General features: G+C 45.0%; 20 protein-coding genes. 17 read left to right on the top strand and 3 right to left on the bottom strand.

The genetic code is table 11. From position 1 onward, the window contains the following. The first annotated feature begins 150 nt into the window (after positions 1–150). The 14 genes from MHI12_RS18685 to MHI12_RS18620 all read left to right on the top strand — a co-directional run bounded on the left by MHI12_RS18685 (position 151) and on the right by MHI12_RS18620 (position 17501). Complete coding sequence (locus MHI12_RS18685) at positions 151–1791, top strand: AraC family transcriptional regulator (RefSeq protein ID WP_405170024.1); 1641 nt, start codon at positions 151–153, stop codon at positions 1789–1791. A 131-nt stretch (positions 1792–1922) separates the two neighbouring features. Further along, complete coding sequence (locus tag MHI12_RS18680; protein ID WP_405170023.1) at positions 1923–2912, top strand: ABC transporter substrate-binding protein; 990 nt, start codon at positions 1923–1925, stop codon at positions 2910–2912. 62 nt (positions 2913–2974) lie between these two features. Beyond that, positions 2975–3997 (top strand): NAD(P)/FAD-dependent oxidoreductase, encoded by a 1023-nt coding sequence (locus tag MHI12_RS18675; protein WP_405170022.1) that lies wholly within the window; start codon positions 2975–2977, stop codon positions 3995–3997. A gap of 252 nt (positions 3998–4249) precedes the next feature. Continuing rightward, complete coding sequence (gene purT / locus MHI12_RS18670; RefSeq protein ID WP_047843517.1) at positions 4250–5437, top strand: formate-dependent phosphoribosylglycinamide formyltransferase; 1188 nt, start codon at positions 4250–4252, stop codon at positions 5435–5437. After that, the gene (locus MHI12_RS18665) at positions 5427–5885 is read left to right on the top strand and encodes a GNAT family N-acetyltransferase (protein WP_017687788.1); all 459 of its coding nucleotides are present in this window, start codon (positions 5427–5429) and stop codon (positions 5883–5885) included. The genes purT and MHI12_RS18665 overlap by 11 nt, the downstream gene beginning before the upstream one ends. A gap of 259 nt (positions 5886–6144) precedes the next feature. Continuing rightward, positions 6145–6960 carry a CAP domain-containing protein gene (locus MHI12_RS18660; RefSeq protein ID WP_405170021.1) on the top strand — a complete coding sequence of 272 codons (816 nt, stop codon included), beginning with the start codon at positions 6145–6147 and terminating at the stop codon, positions 6958–6960. Between the two features lie 290 nt (positions 6961–7250). After that, positions 7251–8123, top strand: coding sequence for a GDSL-type esterase/lipase family protein (locus tag MHI12_RS18655; RefSeq protein WP_405170020.1), 873 nt, complete (start codon positions 7251–7253; stop codon positions 8121–8123). Further along, the gene (locus tag MHI12_RS18650; protein WP_105599344.1) at positions 8124–9089 is read left to right on the top strand and encodes an ABC transporter ATP-binding protein; all 966 of its coding nucleotides are present in this window, start codon (positions 8124–8126) and stop codon (positions 9087–9089) included. Then, positions 9082–10071 carry an ABC transporter permease gene (locus MHI12_RS18645; protein ID WP_036613298.1) on the top strand — a complete coding sequence of 330 codons (990 nt, stop codon included), beginning with the start codon at positions 9082–9084 and terminating at the stop codon, positions 10069–10071. The genes MHI12_RS18650 and MHI12_RS18645 overlap by 8 nt, the downstream gene beginning before the upstream one ends. A 76-nt stretch (positions 10072–10147) precedes the next feature. Beyond that, positions 10148–12127, top strand: coding sequence for a DNA topoisomerase IV subunit B (gene parE / locus MHI12_RS18640; RefSeq protein WP_221820406.1), 1980 nt, complete (start codon positions 10148–10150; stop codon positions 12125–12127). 12 nt (positions 12128–12139) lie between these two features. Then, complete coding sequence (gene gyrA / locus MHI12_RS18635; RefSeq protein WP_405170019.1) at positions 12140–14602, top strand: DNA gyrase subunit A; 2463 nt, start codon at positions 12140–12142, stop codon at positions 14600–14602. A 228-nt stretch (positions 14603–14830) separates the two neighbouring features. Further along, positions 14831–15271, top strand: coding sequence for a MarR family winged helix-turn-helix transcriptional regulator (locus MHI12_RS18630; protein WP_105599342.1), 441 nt, complete (start codon positions 14831–14833; stop codon positions 15269–15271). Positions 15272–15546: 275 nt separating this feature from the next. Further along, positions 15547–15993, top strand: coding sequence for a MarR family winged helix-turn-helix transcriptional regulator (locus tag MHI12_RS18625; RefSeq protein ID WP_405170018.1), 447 nt, complete (start codon positions 15547–15549; stop codon positions 15991–15993). Next, positions 15990–17501: a DHA2 family efflux MFS transporter permease subunit gene (locus MHI12_RS18620; RefSeq protein WP_405170017.1), complete on the top strand. Its 1512-nt coding sequence runs from the start codon at positions 15990–15992 to the stop codon at positions 17499–17501. Before MHI12_RS18625 ends, MHI12_RS18620 begins: the two co-directional genes overlap by 4 nt. Before the next feature lie 106 nt (positions 17502–17607). On the opposite strand, the gene MHI12_RS18615 is transcribed toward MHI12_RS18620, so the two are convergent. The 3 genes from MHI12_RS18615 to MHI12_RS18605 form a co-directional block, all read right to left on the bottom strand. Beyond that, a complete protein-coding gene (locus MHI12_RS18615; RefSeq protein ID WP_036613313.1) occupies positions 17608–17952 on the bottom strand; it encodes an MGMT family protein in 345 nt (114 codons plus the stop codon). Between the two features lie 193 nt (positions 17953–18145). Then, positions 18146–18877, bottom strand: a complete 732-nt coding sequence (locus tag MHI12_RS18610; RefSeq protein ID WP_405170016.1) for an RluA family pseudouridine synthase — start codon at positions 18875–18877, stop codon at positions 18146–18148. A gap of 2 nt (positions 18878–18879) precedes the next feature. Next, entirely contained in the window at positions 18880–19743 is an 864-nt protein-coding gene (locus MHI12_RS18605) for a class I SAM-dependent methyltransferase (RefSeq protein ID WP_017687801.1), read from the bottom strand. Between the two features lie 292 nt (positions 19744–20035). On the opposite strand from MHI12_RS18605, the gene MHI12_RS18600 reads away from it, so the two are divergent. Genes MHI12_RS18600 through MHI12_RS18590 form a run of 3 tightly spaced genes read left to right on the top strand, consistent with a single transcriptional unit; the run spans position 20036 to position 21919 of the window. Next, a complete protein-coding gene (locus MHI12_RS18600; RefSeq protein ID WP_017687802.1) occupies positions 20036–20488 on the top strand; it encodes a flavodoxin in 453 nt (150 codons plus the stop codon). 5 nt (positions 20489–20493) lie between these two features. Further along, positions 20494–21300 (top strand): hypothetical protein, encoded by an 807-nt coding sequence (locus tag MHI12_RS18595; protein WP_405170015.1) that lies wholly within the window; start codon positions 20494–20496, stop codon positions 21298–21300. Between the two features lie 52 nt (positions 21301–21352). After that, a complete protein-coding gene (locus MHI12_RS18590) occupies positions 21353–21919 on the top strand; it encodes a nitroreductase family protein (RefSeq protein ID WP_341007993.1) in 567 nt (188 codons plus the stop codon). The last annotated feature ends 9 nt before the right edge of the window (positions 21920–21928 follow it).

The raw sequence follows: 21928 nt of genomic DNA, 5'->3' as shown, positions 1-21928 counted from the left end.
TTTTTAGCCTGATCCTTCAATAATAAGTGCATCTTATTCATTGAAGACAGGTTAGAGGATAGCCGGAGTGTTTTTTTTATTCGTTAGTGTGGTATGTTATATTTTTGAAGAATGAAATCAATACAATCGTTCATGGCTGGAGGGAGATCAATGCAGATGGACAACAACGAAATAAATTTAAAGCATTTGGATCACCTGGATCATATGAATTTTAGGCTCCTTCACGTGAATTATACGAGTGATCCTGCGACGGAGTGGCTTCTGAGGAAACACTTCATTGAAACATACATGTTAATATTTGTAGCCAGTGGACAAGGGTGGTTAAAGATAGATGGCAGTTTCATTGAATTAAAGGCGGGCGGACTGTATGTAGGCTTCCCGGGGCAACTGGTTGAGGCAAATGTGCATTCGTTGGATGAACGAGGCGTGTATCACATGAGTTTTGATGTCATGTACGCACTGGAGCAGGAGGGTGGAACAGCCCTTGATATGATGAAGCAACTTTTACGTAATGAAGTGAATGGCGAGGTTAGCTCATCTTCACCCGTTGCTGTTGGCGTGATCTGTCAGATGATTTACCACCACACAATGAAGAAGGATGGTTTGCAAAGGTACTATGGTCAGATTCGTTTTCAAGAACTATTGTATACCATGTTTTACGACGTGGCCTGTGCCGAAAAGACGGATCTGGCTTCACCAATTGAACATGTCAAAGGTTACATGGAGCAGAATTATTCGAAGAGGTTAACCATTGAGGAATTAGCAAATGTGGCACGAATGAGCCCTCGACACTTCATGCGTTTATTCAAGAAAAGGTATGGTTACAGTCCAGTGGACTATTTAACGCTATACCGAATTAAACAAGCCCAGATCTTAATGAGAAATGATCACAGTTATCGACTCAAGGATGTGGCATCGTACGTGGGTTATCAGGATGAGACGTATTTCCGGCGTAAATTCAAGCAAATCTCTGGCATTGCACCAGCAGCGTTTATACGTAATAGCAAACAAAAAATTGCTGCAATTCATTCTGTGAGCATTGGTATACTGCTTGCATTGCAGATCATTCCCTGTGCAGCGCCGGCAAGTCATCCATGGACGTACTATTATAGACGTAAATATGAAACGGACAAAGTTATGCCACTCGCAGAGAGTGAGACCACTTGGCTGGAACAGCTTCGATTAGTTAAACCTGATTATATTATTACGATTGGGACCGAGTCTGAGGATTCGCAAAGTCAGCTTCAATCCATTGCTCCTGTGTGTGACCTCCCGTGGGAAAAAGGCGATTGGAGAGAACATTTGAGATATGTTGCAAGCTTTTTGGACAGGTCGGATATTGCAGAGGTATGGCTTCAAAGATATGAAGAGAAGGCAACGACCATAAAGGACCAGCTTGAGGATTTCATACGAAAAGACAGATTAGTTGTACTCAAAGTTTATGGTGAAGCGTTGCAGATGTTAGGCCCAAGGAGCATTGCTTCCGTTTTTTACGTTGATATGCAAATGGAGGGTCCCGAAGGAGTTGAGACTTATTGGGAACGGGGCACAGTAACCATTAGGGAGTTGTCTGTTCTCAACGTGGAAAGAATATTACTGATTGTGGGTGATGATGAGACATCCAGGCAGACATGGTCTGCTGTGCGTAAGTCTGAAGAATGGCTTGCGTTGTTAGCGGTACAGAATGGCAGAATGGATATCCTGTTGTCGAGCGTCCTGCTGGACTACACTGCGTTTACCCATGAGCTTATGTTGGATGAAATATTAAAGTTATGGCAAGATCGTCCATAGCAAAAAGTCTGAATAGTCAATATCATACCTGAACATATTTTAATATACTTACTCCTATATCAAATGATAATGATAATTATTATTAATTAGACGTTGTCATAACTAAATGCCATATAGGGGGTACATAAAGAATGAGATACAGATGGTTAACGGTACTATGCACCATGATGTTGGTGCTCATTATTTCGGCTTGCGGTGCAGCGGGGCAAGATGAGGCTACGAGCGAAAGTCAGAAGACTGGTTCTGCCAATACATCCACAACAGAAACGAGTCAGGTAAAAAAAGTGACTACCAAGATGGGAGAAATTGAAATCCCGGTTGAACCACAAAGAGTAGTGGGTCTGTCCCTTGTATATCCTGAGTTTTTGTATGCACTTGGCATCGTACCTGTTGCTGTGCAGAATTATCACGAGGATCATCCTTCTTATTTGGAAGAGCCATTCGCGAATACCATGAAAATGGGCATTGCACGAACGCCGAATTTTGAAGCGGTTATGGAGACAATGCCTGATTTGATTATAGCTCCTGACTGGTGGTCCGAAAAGGATTATGATCAGCTTTCTCTGATTGCACCGACTGTACTTCTTCCACAACGTGATGATTGGCGGGACGAATTGCGGGATATTGCCAAAATTCTGGACAAAGAAGAACAGGCAGAAAAGGTTATTGAAGATTTGGTAGCGAAGGAAAAAGTTGCAGCCGACAAATTAAACGAGATGATTGGAGAAGAAACAGTTCTCTATATTCGAGTCATGGAAAAAGAAATCGTCCTTCACGGGGAGAACCTTGACCGTGGAAACTTCGTGCACAAGCGTCTGGGTATGAATCCGCTCCCGAATTTCCCAAAAGATCAAGTTGCCATGTCCGTATCCATGGAAGTGTTGCCTGAATACGATGCGGATCACTTGATCGTTCAACTGGATGACGATAAGAATCCTGAAATTAAGAAGAAATTTGAAGAGATGTTGGCAACTTCACTTTGGAAAAATCTGAAAGCAGTCAAAAATGATCATGTGTACATGGTTGGTGGTAAAGAATGGCTCAATCTGGGAATGTCTCCACTGGCTGACGAGTATGTTATTGATGACATTGTAGCTGTTTTTGAAGAGAAAAATAAATAAGGCAAACGGTTCATGTTACACATATCTTTAAATTCACTACTAAATAACAGGATGTGTCCAAAATGAATGAAGAAGAGATCTATGATGTAACCATCATTGGAGGCGGACCGGCAGGATTATATGCGGCCTTTTATGCCGGGATGCGTGATATGAGAGTTAAGATCATTGACGGCAAAGACCAACTTGGTGGTTTTCTGCATACCTATTCCGAAAAAATTATTTGGGATGTGGGTGGCCTGCCACCAATGAAGTGTTCAAAGTTGATTGAGTATCTGGTTCAGCAGGCGAATACCTTTAATCCAACGGTTGAATTGAATTGCAAAGTAGATCGGTTCGCTCGACTGGACAACGAGATTTTGGCTCTGTATACTGCTGAAGGTGACATACACTATACGCGTACAATCATTGTCGCAGTAGGCCGCGGTATCGCAGAAATTCAGAAATTGGAGCTTCAGGAGCCGATTCAATATGAGCATGAGAATCTTCATTACACCGTGCAAAATCCAGAACATTTTTCCGGGAAACGTGTGCTCATTTCAGGTGGAGGCAACAGTGCAGTAGATTGGGCAATTGAACTTGCTCAACTTGCACGGAGCGTAGTGGTCGTCCACCGAAAAAATGAGTTTCGTGCAATGGAACGCAATGTTAGCGAGATGAACAATGTAACGGATGTCAGAACACCATATAGCATCACACGGCTTCATAATCATGGTGAACGTATCCATCAGGTTGTAATTACGCATATGGAGAGTCAGGAAAATGTATTGTTAGATGTGGATGAAGTCGTAGTTAGTCATGGATATAAAAGCAATTTAAGTGATCTTGCCAGTTGTGGCTTAGAAATGGACGATGGAATGGTTCTAATGAGCCAACATGCGCATACGAACCTCCCGGGTATTTTTGCTGCAGGGGATTGTGCAACTCACGATAGCAAAGTCAGACTTATTGCTGGAGCCTTCAACGATGCGATTTTAGCTGTAAATAGTGCGAAAAAATACTTGACTCCAGATGCTCCCATGATGGCGTACGTCTCCTCCCATAATGAAATTTTCAGAGAAAAAAACAAGCAAATCCCAAGGTTCTAAACTTGGGATTTGTTTGCGTATTTCGATTCGCTGGAGTATTGAATTATGCTCTTTTAACATTTCCTTAATTTTGGGAGGAATGGAAGGAGTATCGAATCTGTGAGCGGTAATTGTAAAATTTGATCGAAAAAACACAAAAAATCTTGTAAAATTCACAAGAAAAATAGGGAGCACTCTTGCAATCTTTAACCAAAACCCCGAAAATAGAGAGACAGATATAGAAGATTTCTCTTTGGGAGGATTGGAAAGAACATGTGGGGTGCTCCTTTTACGGCTCAAGCCAAAAAAATGCTGCTACTAGGCAGTGGAGAATTGGGAAAAGAGGTCGTTATTGAGGCCCAACGACTGGGAGTAGAGACGATCGCTGTTGATCGTTATGAGAACGCACCTGCAATGCAGGTCGCGCACCGGTCTTACTGCATCGACATGCTGGATGCCGAAGCTTTGAAACAATTGATCCGTAAAGAAAAACCTCATTACATCGTACCTGAGATTGAAGCTATTGCAACAGAAGCTTTACTGGAGCTTGAGGAAGAGGGATTTTGTGTAGTACCTACTGCCCGAGCTGCACGTCTAACGATGGATCGCGAAGGCATCCGTCGGCTTGCAGCCGAACAATTGAAACTTCCGACAGCTGATTACCTTTTTGCGGACAACCTGGAACAACTTCAGGAAGCCGTACGTGAGCTTGGCACACCTTGTGTCATTAAACCATTAATGAGTTCTTCCGGCAAAGGGCAGAGTGTATGCCGAACACCGGGCGACGTGGAGGATTGCTGGAACATTGCTCTTTCGGGGGCTCGTGGCAAATCCGTTCGTGTTATTGTGGAGAGCTTTGTGCAATTTGACAGTGAGATTACATTACTTACCGTTAGGTCTGTATCAGGCACCGTATTTTGTCCTCCGATTGGTCATATTCAGAAGGATGGGGATTATGTCGAATCCTGGCAGCCTCATGCAATGACTCCTGAGCAATGGCAGCAAGCTTGTCATATTGCCAAATCCGTCACAGATGAACTTGGCGGGTATGGACTGTTTGGAGTGGAATTGTTCCTCACATCGGATGGTGTTGTGTTCAGCGAGGTATCTCCTCGTCCACATGACACAGGTATGGTTACAATGGTGACGCAAGACAGTTCCGAGTTTGCGCTGCATGTACGTGCAATTCTTGGTTTTCCGGTCACAGGTGTACATCTGTTGACACCGGGAGCTTCAGCAACGCTGAAGGCTAATGATGAAACATCTGACTTTACTGTAGGCGGGATTGAAGAAGCACTGGCTCTTCCTCGTACTCAGATTCGTGTATTTGGCAAACCTGAGACCAAAGTAGGACGCCGAATGGCTGTAGCCTTAAGTGCTGGTCAAGATGTGGAAGAAGCTCGTAAAACAGCGGTGCAAGCCGCTAATATGCTGAAAGTGGAGGTAAATCATGTCCAATAATGTTGAGGCCCCTGTACTGATGATCCGAGAGTGTGAGCTACGAGATGCTGAAGCGGTAACGGGACTGATGCGAGAGGTCAGCTATCCGACAACAACCAATGTCATGAAAGAACGTATTGAATGTTTGGAAACCAATCCAAACGCATGCATGCTTGTTGCCGAAGTGGATGAACAAATTATTGGTGTGATTGGCTTGCAATGTGTGCAAAGTCACGCCTATCCAGAACCTGCCGCACAAATTACTTCCCTGATTGTAGGTCAAGAACATCGTGGTGGTGGGATTGGCCGTCGTCTGATGGCTCGTGCCGAAGATTGGGGCAGACAGCAAGGTGGTAAACAACTGTTTGTCACGGGTGCAAACCGTGAAGTGACTTCAACAACGTACTCTTTTTATGAGCACATTGGTTTTCAGAAGAGAGGTTATCGGTTCAGTAAAGTTCTTCTATAGTATAAAAAAAGTTTCTTCTATTGCATGGAAATTCTCATGATATCCTGATCTGCACATTCTGGTGTGGTGAATGATAAATAGATGGTGAAGCGACATTCGACTAGCATTTTTAGTTCGAATGTCTTTTTTTTATGGCTAAAAAATGACAAAAAAGTTACTTTTCCATATTTTATAGGTTCACAATCTCCTGTTGAATTGATATACTGCTAGAGTATTAATTACAAAGTTGTAATAACTAATCTTAAGGAGATGAATGAATTTGAAAAAGAAATGGATGAAAACTGTCGTAACGAGTAGTCTGACAGCCGTACTGGCCGTAGGGGTAATGCTTCCTGCTTCCGCGTCTGCTGCAGATTCAACATATAAGACTGTCACAACGTACAAAATTACAAGCACAGACAGCTTGAAAGCTTATATTGAGAAATGGCTCAAACAAAATGGATACACCGTATCCGAGGGGCAAATTGTAGAGAAACCTGCTACGCAGCCTGATCAAACGACGAAACCTGCTGAGCCGACAACAAAACCAACTCAACCAACAACAAAACCTGCTGAGCCTACAACTAAGCCTGAGCAACCGACTAAACCAACACAACCAGCTCAAGAAGAAAAACCGGAAACTACACCGGCTAAAGATCCTTCAAACACGGGTAACACAGGTAATACAGGTAACAATACAAGTAATAATGGTAGCGAAAGCACACAATCCGACTTTGCTACTCAAGTTGTAAAACTTGTGAACGCTGAGCGTGCTAAAGCAGGTCTGAACGCCCTGACTTCAGATGCACTTCTGGACAAAGTAGCTGTTGCTAAAGTAAAAGACATGAGTAACAATAACTATTTTGATCACCAGTCACCTACGTATGGTTCTCCGTTTGATATGATGAAACAATTCGGAGTAACTTACAGCTATGCAGGTGAGAACATTGCCCAAGGACAAAAAACACCACAGGAAGTGGTTACAGCCTGGATGAATAGTGAAGGTCACCGTGCCAATATTCTGAGCAAAAACTTTACGCATATCGGTGTAGGTTTCTACAACGGATACTGGGCACAAGAGTTTATCGGTAAGTAATCGATTTATAATGAAGAAAGTATGATTTTCTTTTCCACAAGGTTATGCCAGCACAGTTCAAATCTGTGTATGGTATAACCTTTTTTCCGTAAAATGACATAAGAAAAATGAATTCTGCGAATATAGCGCCAAAATTTGCAAATTAACGACAGAACATTTATGTTATTTAGGAATAGCATCATCAGGGCGTGTCTGAAAACTCCGAAGGAAGCGGATTTTCAGACACGCCTTAATATAAAGTCATTATAAATTATAAAGCACCCGGACTGGTGTACATGAGCGGAGATGTGATGATGAAAAAGAAAAAAAGCCTTGATTCAGCACCCTGGATATGGAGAACTGTCAGCACAGTATCCATCTTGGCAACTTTGTTGTTGTTATTTGGATTTGGATACGCCATAAAAGACGTGATTTTCCCCGAGGGAGATTCCGCATTAACGACAGGCCAGGAGGCAACTGCTCCATCTAAGGAGAACGAGGGGGAACCGGCTGTCGTGGAAGATGGCAAGATTCGGATGGCCGTCATCGGTGATTCCCTGGCAAGAGGCACGGGGGATGATGAAGGACTTGGTTTTGTGAGACGTGCAGGGAACCTGCTTAAAGATAAAGGATATGACGTTCAGGTTCTTAATAATCTGGGTGTGAACGGTTTGAGAACAGATGCTTTATTGGAAAAACTCGATGAGCAAGGCGTGCGTTACGTCCTGCAACAATCCAATTTTATTTTGCTCTCGATCGGCGCAAATGATTTGTTCCAGGGAGGACAAGTTCTCCAGGGGGAAGATCCGCCAACAGCAGAGCAGCTGGCATCGGCTTTGCCGGAAACGTCGAAGCGCCTTCAAGAGATATTGAAGAAAGTCAAAGAAATTAATCCCGATGCACAGATTGCGTACATAGGGTTGTACAATCCGTTTGGCGATGTGAAGGAACTGGAGAAGCCGGGTAATGCAGTGGTGGCTGCATGGAACGATGCTGCACTGGCTATTTTGAACAATGAGGACAAGATGACACTGGTCCCTACATTCGATTTGTTTGAAAATCATCTGGGGGAGTATCTCTCGTCAGATCATTTCCATCCCAACGGACAAGGTTATGAACAAATTGCAGTTCGGATTGCACAGGAATTCCAGGCAGATACACCGGCAGAAGGGAGCGGAAATTAAATGGCAGAGCAGCAGTATGATTCCGTCCTATCTGTACAGAATCTGAAAAAGCGGATCGGACGCAAGTGGATCATTAAAGACGTTACATTTGACGTAAAACCTGGTGAAATCTTCGGATTTCTCGGTCCCAACGGTGCCGGAAAAACAACAACGATACGGATGCTGGTGGATCTGATCAAACCGACAGAAGGAAAAATTAAAGTCTGTGGTTATGATGTGAATCGGGACCCTGAGCGAGCTTTAAAGTATGTAGGCTCCATTGTTGAAAATCCGGAGGTATATACATATCTGACAGGGTGGGAGAACCTGGAGCATTTTGCCCGCATGCAACCAGGTGTGGACAACGAGCGCATTCAGGAAGTTGTAGATATTGTGCGTCTGGATCAGCGCATTCACGATAAAGTCAGAACATACTCATTGGGTATGCGTCAGCGGCTCGGTATTGCACAAGCGTTGCTTGGGCGACCGCGTCTGCTCATTCTGGATGAACCGACGAATGGCCTTGATCCAAAAGGTATTAAGGAACTTCGTGTCTTTATTAAGCAACTTGCCAGTGAAGGTATGGCTGTATTTGTCAGCAGTCACTTGTTAAGTGAGATCCAGCTTCTCTGTGACAGAGTAGCCATTATCAGTGCTGGACGTGTGCTTGCCGTTGGAGGTGTAAGCGAACTGATTGAAGATCATTCCAAGTTAGCCATATGGCATGTTTCACCACTGGAGCAAGGCAAAAAGATGTTACAGGATGCAGGCATTGCTCTGGTAGGTCGACCTGCGGATGTGATGGATGATACCATTGTTGCGGGACTTGGTCCCAACGCTGTGGTTGCCGAGATGCATGAAGATCGAATTCCTGATCTGGTGCAGCAGATGGTTCAAGCAGGTATTCAGGTTGAAGGGGTACAGCGGATTCAGCCTACGCTTGAACAACTATTCTTAAAAATGACAGAAGGTGAATCCATTGAGTAATATCATGCCGCTGATCCGCAATGAAACGATTAAGATGGTGAAGAAAAAACGGCTTTATATTATATTTATTGTACTTGCGGTCCTCGTACCGATGTTTACGTATGCCCAGATGAAATCTGCGGAGAATAATCGCGACAAGTTTGGCGGCGATTGGCGTCTTGAACTGCAACAGGCCATCACAGACAATCAAAATTCGCTCGGTAGCGATCGGGTACCTGAAGAGTACAAAAAATATAGAACAGTATATATCCAACAGATGCAGTATTATCTTGAAAATGACATCAATCCCAAAGAACCGGGTGGTGTTACCTTTACGCGGGAGTTCATGAACAACGCGGTTGGATTGTTTATTCCACTGTTAATCATGGCTATTGCTTCAGATCTTGTTTCTGGTGAACGTACGACAGGGACGATTAAAATGCTTTTAACGCGTCCGGTTAGACGCTGGAAAGTGCTTCTGAGTAAATTAATTACGCTGATTATGTTTGTTTCGATCATAGTGGTATCAGCCTACATTATATGTTATGTCATATCGGGTGCAGTCTTTGGTTATAAAGGCTTCAACATGCCAATCTTCACAGGATTCAAAGTTGTGGGAACAGATGTCGATATGTCGGCAGTGCATGCTGTAGACCAGTGGCTGTATATGCTCATGCAGGCAGGACTGATCTGGTTTGTGAGTGTAATTGTGGCTATGCTTGCATTTATGGTATCTGTGCTTGTGCGCAGTACTGCTGCAAGTATTGTTATCATGATGGCCGCTTTGATTGCAGGAACAATCTTGACCAGTATGGCAGCATCTTGGCAGACCGCGAAGTATTTGTTCATGGTTAACCTCGAACTTCCGAATTATTTGTCTGGCGGGTTACCTCCAATCGAGGGTATGAATTTAGGTTTTTCCCTTATTGTGCTTAGTGTTTGGGGCATTGCATCACTCATTGTGTCATTCCTTGTCTTTACGAAACGGGATATCTTGAATTAAAATGGACAAGGATAAGAAAACATCTGTTTGCATTTTAGGCATTTTTTTAGTTGCAAGTTAAGAAGGGGGAGCATGAATGGTCGAGCAAATCGATATGTCGGCAGGTTCGACAGGCGGAGGACAGGGGTCTTCAGGCTACGACGCGGACGACATTCAAGTACTTGAAGGGTTGGTAGCGGTACGGAAACGGCCGGGGATGTACATCGGCAGCACCAGCACTTCAGGTTTACATCATTTGGTATGGGAAATTGTCGACAACGCTGTCGACGAACATCTCGCCAAATTCTGCTCCAAAATCGATATCACGCTGCATAAGGACGGTTCTATTACGGTTCAGGATAACGGAAGGGGAATTCCGACAGGTATACATAAAACAGGGATTCCTACTCCCCAGGTCGTGTTTACGATTTTGCACGCAGGCGGAAAGTTCGGTGGATCAGGATACAAAAAATCAGGCGGTTTGCACGGTGTAGGTGCGTCAGTTACAAACGCATTGTCCGAGTGGCTTGAAGTCGAGATTTTCCGTGATGGCAAGATTCATCGTCAGCGATTCGAGTATTGGAAGGACAAAAAAGGGATTGAACATGTCGGTGAACCGGTCTCCGGTCTCGAAGTGTTGGGCAATACCAATCGAACAGGTACAAAAGTTACATTTAAACCGGATATTCGGGTGTTCCAGAGCGGTATTCAATTTAATTATGATACATTGGCAGAACGTCTTCAGGAGATTGCTTTTCTGAATTCGGGTCTGAGAATTGTGCTCAAGGACGAACGTTCGGGCAATCAGGATGAATACATGTATGAAGGCGGAGCAAGCCAGTTTGTTGCTTTTCTTAACGAAAATAAAGATGTGCTGCATGATGTTATTCACTTCTATGCGGAGAAGGATGACATTGAAGTCGAGGTGGCAATCCAGTATAACGCGGGTTATACGGAAACACTTGCTTCATTCGTGAACTCGATCCCTACTCGGGGCGGCGGTACTCATGAGACCGGATTCAGGGCTGCGTATACCCGTGTAATGAATGATTACGCACGGCGTACCAGCATGATTAAGGAAAAAGACAAAAACCTCGAAGGTAATGACCTGCGTGAAGGTATGATGGCCGTCATCAGTGTCAAAATGTCAGATGTTGAGTTCGTAGGTCAGACGAAGGATCAGCTCGGCAGCGCTTCCGCTCGAAGTGCAGTGGATTCGGTCGTGTCCGAAAATATTCAAAGGTTTCTGGAAGAAAACCCGCAGGTAGCTCAAACGTTAATTCGCAAAGCGGTTCAAGCCTCCAGAGCCAGAGAAGCAGCTCGCAAAGCACGTGATGATATGCGTACAGGCAAGAAACGCAGTGAGAGTTCCAACCTGAACGGCAAACTAACGCCGGCGCAATCAAAGGATTTTACCCGAAATGAGTTATTTATTGTCGAAGGGGATTCCGCAGGTGGTTCTGCCAAACAGGGACGTGACTCGAAGATTCAGGCTATTCTGCCACTCAAGGGAAAACCGCTCAATCCGGAAAAATCAAAGCTGGCCGACATTCTCAAAAATGAAGAATACCGTGCCATTACCGCGGCGATCGGGGCGGGCATAGGAACCGAATTTGCAGTTGAAGACAGCAATTATTCCAAAATTATCATTATGACCGATGCGGATACGGACGGCGCACATATTCAGGTGCTGCTGTTGACCTTCTTTTATCGTTATATGAAGCCTTTAATTGATGCAGGCAAAGTATATATTGCTCAGCCGCCATTGTACAAACTTACTCGTAAGTCTGGTAAGCTTGCGACAGTTCGATATGCATGGACGGATGAAGAACTGGCGAATTATATGAAGGAATTCGGTAATAATGTTGAGCTTCAACGTTATAAAGGACTAGGTGAAATGAACCCGGATCAACTGTGGGAGACCACAATGAATCCGGAAACTCGTGCGATGCTGAAGGTACAGATTGTTGATGCAGCAAAAGCAGAACGTCGTGTATCTACACTCATGGGTGATAAGGTTGATCCGCGGAAACGCTGGATTGTAGAGAACGTCGACTTTACAGAGTACGAAGAATAGAAGGTGCTTGGAATGAGTCCATCAGAACAATTTATGCCGGCCTTTCTCGAAGAGGTCGTTGGGGACCGTTTCGGTCGCTACTCCAAATATATTATTCAGGATCGAGCCATTCCGGATGTCCGGGATGGGTTGAAGCCAGTACAACGGCGTATTCTGTACGCCATGTACGATTCAGGTAATACGCCTGACAAGACTTACCGCAAGTCTGCCAAAACCGTTGGGGACGTAATGGGTAATTATCATCCACATGGTGACTCCTCCATCTATGAGGGCATGGTGCGGATGGCTCAGCCATGGAAAATGGGCCATATGCTCGTGGACGGTCATGGTAACTGGGGATCACAGGATGATGACCCGGCAGCGGCGATGCGGTATACGGAGGCCCGTTTGTCGCCCATCGCGATGGAGATGCTTCGCGATATCGAGAAACGGACGGTTCTGTTTAAGGATAATTTTGATAATACGGCCAAAGAACCGGTTGTATTGCCATCCCGTTATCCGAACTTGCTGGTTAATGGTGTCAGCGGTATTTCCTCCGGATTTGCAACGGAGATTCCTCCACACAATTTGCGTGAAGTCATTGATGCTTCAATCGCTGTGATGGAGAAACCGTCGATTGAGCTGGACGAAATCATGATGTTTATGAAAGGTCCTGACTTTCCAACAGGCGGATTGATTATGGGCGGTGACGGCATTCTGGATGCTTATCGCACAGGTAAGGGACGGATCTATATCCGGTCCAAAACCGAGATTGAAAATATGCGCGGTGGCAAACAGCAGATCGTCATTACCGAAATTCCTTATCAGGTCGTGAAATCTCGTCTAGTTACAGCGATGGAGAACATCCGACTTGAGAAGAAGGTTGAAGGTATTGCCGAAGTGCGTGATGAGAGCGGACGTGAAGGTCTGCGAATCGTGGTTGAGTTGAAAAAAGAAGCAGACGCACAAGGTATTTTGGCTTATTTGCTGAAGAAAACCGACCTGCAAGTCACCTATAATTTCAATATGGTTGCGATTGTGAATAAAGCACCTCACCAATTAGGATTGAAATCGATCCTCGAGGCTTACATTGCCCATCAGCGTGAGGTTGTAACATTCCGTACCCGGTTTGAGCTGGAGAAGGCGCAAGACCGTGCGCATGTGCTCGAGGGCTTGGTAAAAGCACTTAACATCCTTGACGAGGTCATTGCGGCCATCAAAGCGTCGAAGAACCGTCAAGATGCTCAAAATAACCTGATGTGGATGTTTGGATTCACGGAACGCCAAGCGGATTCCATCCTTACTTTGCAATTGTACCGTTTGACGAATCTGGAGATCAATTCTCTTGAGAAGGAACTCGGTGAACTGATGAAAAAGATTGCACAATTACAATCCATTCTGGATAGTGACCGCAAGCTCATCGGAGTCATCCGCAAGGAATTGATGGAGATTCGTGAGAAATACGGCATAGACCGTCGTTCTGCGATCCAGGGTGAAGTGGAAGAACTTAAGGTTAATCTCGAAGTACTTGTGAATGCGGAAGATGTATTTGTTACGTTATCCAAAGAGGGATATGTGAAACGTACAGGCATGCAGTCCTTTACACGTTCTGGTGGTGAACGGAGTGGAAGTGGTGTAAAAGACGGTGATTATATCGCTCAGGTTCTGGAAGTAAATACGCTTGAGAACTTGCTTGTCTTTACGAGGAAAGGTCAGTACTTCCTATTACCTGTTCACCAGGTACCTGAATTCAAGTGGAAAGATCCAGGCACAGCCATTGTGAATGTCATTCCCCTTGCGAAAGATGACCGTATTGCAAGTGTGCTTGCTGTGAAATCCTTTGAAGAGCCAAATCACAGTCTGGTCTTCGTTACGCGAAGAGGACAGGTGAAACGAACGGAGCTGAAGGATTACGTTACCAAGCGTTCCGGTGCAGTTGCGGCTTGTAAAGTGGGCAAGGACGATGAAGTGTTATCTGTACATCTAAGTACAGGTGGTCAAGATATTATGTTGATTACAAAAGAAGCCATGGCGATTCGTTTCCGAGAGGATGAGGTTAATCCAATGGGACGTGTATCCGGTGGTGTTCGTGGTATTCAGTTAAGAGATACAGATGAAGTTGTATCGGCTCTATGGGTAGAAGGAGATGAAGGTGAGGTTGCCGTGTTGTCCGATCTGGGATATGGTAAACGATCATTACTTCTGGATTACGCTATACAGAGCCGTGGAGGCAAGGGGCTTGCCACATTCGAGTTCAAAGAAGGCAAACGTGTGAAACCGAATGGTAGCCGTATTGTTGGAGCGTTTTATTGCAAAGAGCAACGTAAAATCACTGTAATGACCAAAGAAGGCCAAGTGTTCCCGATCTCTTCGGAAGGTGTTCCGATTACAGAGCGCAAACATATTGGCAAGCTGATCGTTCATGTGGACAAACAGGACGAGATCGTTGAACTTCTAAGGGACTTCAATGAGAATCAACCAGCAGCATCTTCATAAAAACAAACAAACGAGACTTTTCGCAGAACAGCTAACCCTGTCATGCGAGGAGTCTTTTTTTGTTGTTCGAAGGCGGATTAGAAGAGGGCATTCATGCGAAGTTTAACAACCTTCGTCGATTACGGTCGATCGCTAGGAAATTGAAAAAAGGCAGCAGGAATGCGGCTTTGAAGCGCGAAAACTTAAGCAGGTGAAGTGATAACCGGTTGCAGAGAGGAGCGATGGAAGATGTATAATTCCGATTTTGCCAAGTGCTGGTCCAGGTTGACCAAAGATTATAAATTGCATATGGATCAAGAGCTGGCACCCTCATTAACGGAGGCTCAGCTGGCTGTTCTAGAGGTACTTGAAGATCATCAGAAGATGAAACCTTCGGATCTGATTCCTTATCTGTCGACTACACCAGCTGCTGTAACCATGCTGCTCGATCGAATGGAGAAGAATGATCTGATTCGTAGGAATCGGGATAATCAGGATCGACGCATTGTGTGGGTATCTCTGTCAGAGAAAGGAAGAATGGAGACAGAGCGGGGAATCACCATTCGTAATGAATTCATGAACTCTGTTCTCAGTAACATTTCGATGCACAATCAACAATTGCTGGTATATCTGTTAGGCAAAATGACAACACCCAAGGCCAAGGAGCCTGCCTTATCTACTTCGGTATGATACCATGCTGATTCTTCTGAATAACCATAGGAGTGCCTGCTCGTTTCATGCAGGAGCCCTATGGTTATTTTATTTACAAATTACATATGCTACACACTGTGTCCAGGTTAGTTGGGTAAAGGCATGGATGTTACACAGTTAGTATGTCCTAATATTATTTTTGTGAATTCATATGTAAAGAGTTGACTATGTAAATATTTTTGTTATAATAAATAATTGTTCCCCTGATATTTCGTGTACGAAATATTATATCCCAAAAGTAAAAGGGTGAAACAATGACTGATACGCATGAAGTATTCTATATTATTAATTCGTTCCGCCAAGTGAATCAAATGCTTTTTCGAGCATTTTGGAATGAAAACAAGGAGATCGAGCTGACTTCGATCCAGTTTATGGTGTTATCCATCCTGAGGGAGCGTCCTTCCATTGGCATCAATGAAGTGGCTGAGCTATGTCATATGGGCAGCAGTTCCATGAGCGCTGTTGTGGAGCGACTGGTCAAAGGCGAGTATATCGTTCGGACTCGTTCGGATGCTGACCGCCGATCCGTTAAGCTTCAGATTACGGATAAAGGGGAACAGGCCCAACAGGAAACGCATTATTTGTGGATGGAAAGAGTGTCACCTATTTTGGATATATCGAAGGAAGACCTTGAGCACCTACTTAGAATTCATAGTCAAATGATTGAAAAGTTAGAAGGAAGAGAGATGAACAACATATGAGTACGACTACTGCTGCAGCTCCATCCTCAGCGATGGACAACATCAAGAAAGGCCCGATTGTAGCGGCATTGTTAATTGGTGCCTTTGTGGCATTCCTGAACCAAACCCTGATGAACGTAGCGCTTCCAAAAATTATGGATGACCTCGCGATCAATGCAAACAAAGCCCAATGGTTAACCACGGGTTATATGCTTGTCAACGGTGTACTGATTCCGATTACGGCATATCTGATTGCCAAATTTTCAACGCGTCAAATTTTCATTACAGCCATGACTCTATTTACCATAGGTACATTAGTCTGTGGTCTTAGTCCAACCTTCACCATTCTGATGGTAGGCCGTGTCATTCAAGCGGCAGGTGCAGGTATCCTGATGCCTCTCATGACTGTTGTATTCCTGACCATCTTCCCGATCGAGAAACGTGGTCAGGCCATGGGAACCATGGGGATCGCGATGATTCTGGCTCCTGCGATTGGGCCTACACTTTCAGGTTATGTGGTTGAGCATTATTCCTGGAGATTGTTGTTCTACATCATCTTGCCATTCTCTATTATTGCAACGGCAATTGGTATTGCTTTTGTCAAAAACGTAACACGTCAATCCAGACCTAAACTGGATTATCCAGGCGTTATTTTATCTACACTAGGTTTTGGTAGTTTGCTCTACGGATTTAGTGATGCGGGTACTGATGGATGGGGCAGTGCAATTGTCGTTGGATGTCTCGTCGTTGGTGCGATATCCCTGATTCTGTTCGTTATTCGTCAACTGACAACAGATCATCCGCTCCTTGAGTTCCGTATTTTCAAGTACAACATGTATACATTAACAACGATTATCAACATGCTCGTGACAATGGCGATGTTTGCAGGTATGATCCTGCTTCCTATTTTCCTGCAAAACATTCGTGGATTCTCACCGATTGAATCAGGACTTCTGATGATGCCTGGTGCGATATTGATGGGGATTATGTCTCCAATTACAGGTCGCATATTTGATAAAGTGGGCGCACGCTGGCTTTCAGTTGCAGGTCTTGCCATTACGGCGATTACAACTTTTGGACTGAGTCGTCTGGCAATCGATACTACCTACGGCTACATGATGTTTATCTACACGGCTCGTATGTTCGGTATGTCGATGCTGATGATGCCAATCCAGACAGCAGGTCTGAATCAACTGCCTCAACGTCTGAACGCGCATGGTACAGCGATGTCCAATACATTACGTACAGTTGCCGGTGCGATCGGTACAGCCATTCTGGTTACCATCATGAGTAGTAAGCTCAAAACACATCTGGCGGATGCAGTGGCTGCTGGCCAAGTTGACCCTAGTGATAAGACAGCAATGATAGCTGCTACAGCAGATGCAACGATTTACGGTGTTAACTATGCATTCATCGTGGCTACCGGAATGACCGTGGTTGCTTTGATCATGGCGTTCTTTATTCGGAAAACAAAACCAGCTGTTGAGCCTGTTACTGTAGAACAGGAAAAAGCGACGGCTACAGCATAACAAATATCAGATAAAACCAAAAAGAGAACTCTAGCAGTCGAAGGGGTAACCCTAACTGCCTGAGTTCTCTTTTTTTGGTGCGAGCGATAGGGAGATAGTACTTTTATTATTCGGGCTGTATCGTTGGATCGATAAGAAATACAGGATCGGGCTCATGACCGAACTGTTTGAGATTAATGGTTCCGTTCAGTTGAAACTCCACACCTTCGCTAATCAGTTCTGTTTCCTGCATCATGCGCGAGTGTTCGTCCGGTATGGAGATTTCGCCTTTTGCATTGACGACACGGTGCCAGGGCAGACGTTCCTTGCGGCTCATCGAGTGCAGAATACGTACGACTTGTCTCGCGGCTCTTGGACTTCCGGCATGGGCTGCAATCTGACCGTAAGTCATCACTTTACCTTCAGGAATCGCCGCGATGATCGCAACGACTTGTTTGGTAAATGGGGTCATCATGATGTCTCCTCTCTGTATCTTAGGTATATAGCTGAAAATATAAGAAAACGTGTCGTTCAGATACAGAATCTGAACGACACGTTGTATGGACAGATGTAACCTGATCCTGTGCACTTATAGAGGTTGTTCGATAAAAATGCTTGTGATCCGATCTTCTCGGTACAGAAAACCAGTCTTTTTGAACACGTACTTATAGAGATTGTCCAAAAGCTTTTTGGTACACGGCAGCGGGCCATTCTGCCCAGGGGAATTCTCTTGCAGGCAAAGATTGCAGAATAACTTCTTCCTTGGTAACTGGATGAGGAAAAGCAGCAATCGCAGACCATAGAGCAATCTGTTGCCCGGGTTTATTCACGCTTGCGCCGTACTTCTGATCCCCGTACAGAGGGCAGCTGATTTCTTTCATTTGCACCCGAATCTGATGAGATCTGCCGGTGTGCAGTTCGATATGGACGAGGCTGTAACGGTCTGTCTCGCCGATAACACGGTAATCCAGAACGGCATCCTTACCGCCAGCCGTACCTTTAGGCACAACAGTAACGGTATTTGTACGTGCATCTTTCAGGAGCGTGTGTTTTAACGTTCCCTGCTGTGCAGGCAACTTGCCGTGTACAACAGCCGCATATATTTTACGGAAATGGCGTCCCCGCACAGTCTCGGACAATCTAGAAGCTGCTTTGGAAGTCTTGGCAAAAATCATTGCCCCTCCAACAGGACGATCAAGTCGGTGTACTAACCCGAGATAAACATTGCCAGGTTTGTTGTATCGTTCTTTCAGATCCTGCTTCAGCAATGTAAGCAAATCCGGATCACCTGATGAATCTTCCTGGGTAGGTACATTGACCGGCTTCGTAATGCCTAACAGATGGTTGTCTTCGAACAGAATAGGAATTGCATCGTGGTCATGCCGATGTTCTGACATGATTAAGACTCCCAACGGCCCAGAATACCACAAGGCAGATCCAGACCACTGCGTGTGATCGGCAGACCAATTTCACCTGCTGTAATGTCACCACCGTACTGAGCAGACATCGTCATGGTCAACATGTTGCGCAGAACCGTAGAGGAAATGCCTGTAGTGTAGGAGTTAACCAGCATGAATAATGGATTATCCGACAAGATCGTCATACATGACTTCAGGAAAGGATATAGGTTCTCCTCCAGTTTCCATGTCTCTCCATTAGGGCCACGACCATAAGAAGGAGGGTCCATAATAATGGCGTCGTAACGATTTCCGCGACGTTGTTCCCGTTGTACGAATTTGAAAACATCATCTGTAATAAAACGAACAGGGCGATCAGCCAGTCCGGATAATTGAACATTTTCCTTGGCCCATTGAACCATGCCTTTAGCAGCATCCACATGCACAACAGAAGCGCCTGCGTAAGCTGCGGCTACCGTTGCTCCGCCTGTATAGGCAAACAGGTTCAAGACAGAAATAGGGCGTCCAGCATTGGAGATTTTATCCATCATCCAGCTCCAGTTGGCAGCTTGTTCAGGGAACAGGCCAGTGTGCTTAAAGCTGGTAGGTTTAATATGGAACTTCAGGTTTTCGTATCCGATCGTCCAGCGCTCGGGAATGGGCTTTTTCATATCCCAGTTACCGCCACCGGAAGAGCTGCGATGATAGTGACCGTGCACCTGACGCCATTCATTGGTTTCTTGCTCAAGGGGCCAGATAATCTGTGGATCGGGTCTGCGTAAAATCACATCTCCCCAACGCTCCAGTTTCTCGCCGCCTCCTGTATCGATTACTTCATAGTCCTTCCAATTCTTAGCTACGTACATAATGATTTATCCATCCTTCAAAAGTCATTTGGATACTATTGTACAACAAAAAAGGGCTTGTACGCCAGTTGGGGGACGGGATCATAGGAGGAAGCTATTACATCTGACCTTAAAGGATGAAGTATTTTAGCTGTGTTGAAATCCGAGGTGCGCCATATACTGAAAAACAAAGATAACCAAAAATTTAATTTGACAATGATAATCATTATCACATATGATTTTGTTAATCAAAAATTCATTCTTTCTTCATAGAGAGAATATAACATGATCAAATAAAGTGAGGGAAAAATAGATGGCTAAATTGTTAGTGGCTTATGCGAGCATGACAGGAAATACAGAAGAAATTGCAGAACTGATTGTAGAAGGAATTACACAGGGAGGCCACGAGGCAGACCTGAAATCCGTAACGGATTGTAATGCATCTGATGTATTGGACTATGACGGATTCATGATCGGTGTGTACACCTGGGGAGACGGGGAGTTGCCAGATGAATTCCTTGATTTCTATGAGGAGCTGGATGAGCTTGACCTGAGCGGTAAGAGGGCTGCGGTGTTTGGTAGTGGTGACACCTCGTATGAGCAGTTCTGTGGTGCAGTTGATCTCGCGGCTGCCAAGCTGCAAGAACGTGGGGCGGAGGTATCTCCAGAGATGTTGAAAATTGAATATAGTCCGCTTGAGCAGGAGAAAGAAACATGCCGTGACTTTGGCAAACGCTTCGCTGCTGCCGGATTACAGGTATCCTAAAGATCATGTTAAGACATAATGTTCAGGCAGCGATGCCAGTCGGAAGGAATGACCTTCCTGGACGTCTGCTTGAAGATTACAGATTGGAAGAAATGCTGCGCAGCCCACACCGATTCATCCGCCCTGAACCCGTGTCTGAGCAGCGTCCTCCACTGCAATGGAGGCACCGTGTACAATATGCGGTGAGCCATGCGGTCAATGCCTTTTACAGTCTCGACCCCGATGTTCGCAAAGAGGTACCCGTACAGTATTTACTTGAGAAATGGTGGCCCAGAAAGGCGGATGGTTTCGAATCTGTTCTCCATTACTGGGATGTGAAGAACAAGATTACGGATGAATTGTCACTCGCCATTGCAATGAATGATGATCTGAAGCACCCAGCCATTCTTTTTGAACAGTGGAGAACGGAGTTACCTTCATTATCCATGCATTTGTCGATGATATTTCAGGCGGCCTGGCAACCAGAAGGCTGGGATTCGCTGCTTATTCAGAAATATATGGTTGTCCATGATCCAAACGTAGTTGAGGCGTTTCAGCATATGGTCAGTGCATGCTGCTGGGAAGCCTTCGGGAAATTACCGGGTATGATCGAGATATACTGCTTGTTGGAAGGACGCAAAATCAGGTACATCCCTGGACGCCAGTCTCTGATACGTTCCATGGACTACATTCGATTGATACGTGACAGCATGCCGCAAGCAGAAGTGGTGGAGTCAGAACAGTTTACGACGCGTGATAAAGCGCGCATACACGAAGAGGTAGACCGCTGGAGAACGGAAGCCATTGAACCGAAGAAAACATGGTTGATGTGAAGACAGTCGAAGGATAATGATAAATCATACACATAGAGGAGGGGAAGTTGCCATGTCTACCGGTCTAAGTCAAGATATAAGCAGCGGCAAGAGACGTGCAGGAACTTGCGAATTCAGTCCGTTGCCAGTACCCCAGTCGGTTATACGAAAGTTGCTTGATGAAGCAGATCCTTCATTATATGTAATGTGTTCAGAACCTTGGAGGTTTATGTTGTTTGCAGGCGAAGGACGACAGCTTTATCTGGAAGCGGTCAGACAGAGCTATCCACCCCATCTGGCTGATCGCTACGGCGATTGGGCTACATATCAATACACGGAAGCAATTCCAACCCATCTGGTTGTCGTGGCGCCTAGAAATGCCCGTGAGGATGATCTTCTGCCGGCCAAAGCCTGGAGCAAACGCTTTAGTATTCTGGCTGCGGAACAGGGGTTGAATGCTGTCTGGAAGATCAATGATTATCAACAACATCCTGTGTTTATGAATTTGATGGGTTTGACAAGTGAAGAGAAGGTGCTGGGGGTATTCCATATCGGTTACGGAGACCAGCCTGCATTGCGGGATATGGATGCAAGCAGACCAGCCTCTGAACTGATGACGGTTTATGACCATCTGGTATAAAAAAAGATT

Origin of the sequence: Paenibacillus sp. FSL H8-0280 (assembly GCF_045040665.1) — a bacterium.
In the GTDB taxonomy this organism is placed as follows: Bacteria; Bacillota; Bacilli; order Paenibacillales; family Paenibacillaceae; genus Paenibacillus; species Paenibacillus xylanexedens_A.
The sequence above is the reverse complement of the archived record's forward strand: the minus strand, read 5'-3'. Positions and strand labels throughout refer to the sequence as shown.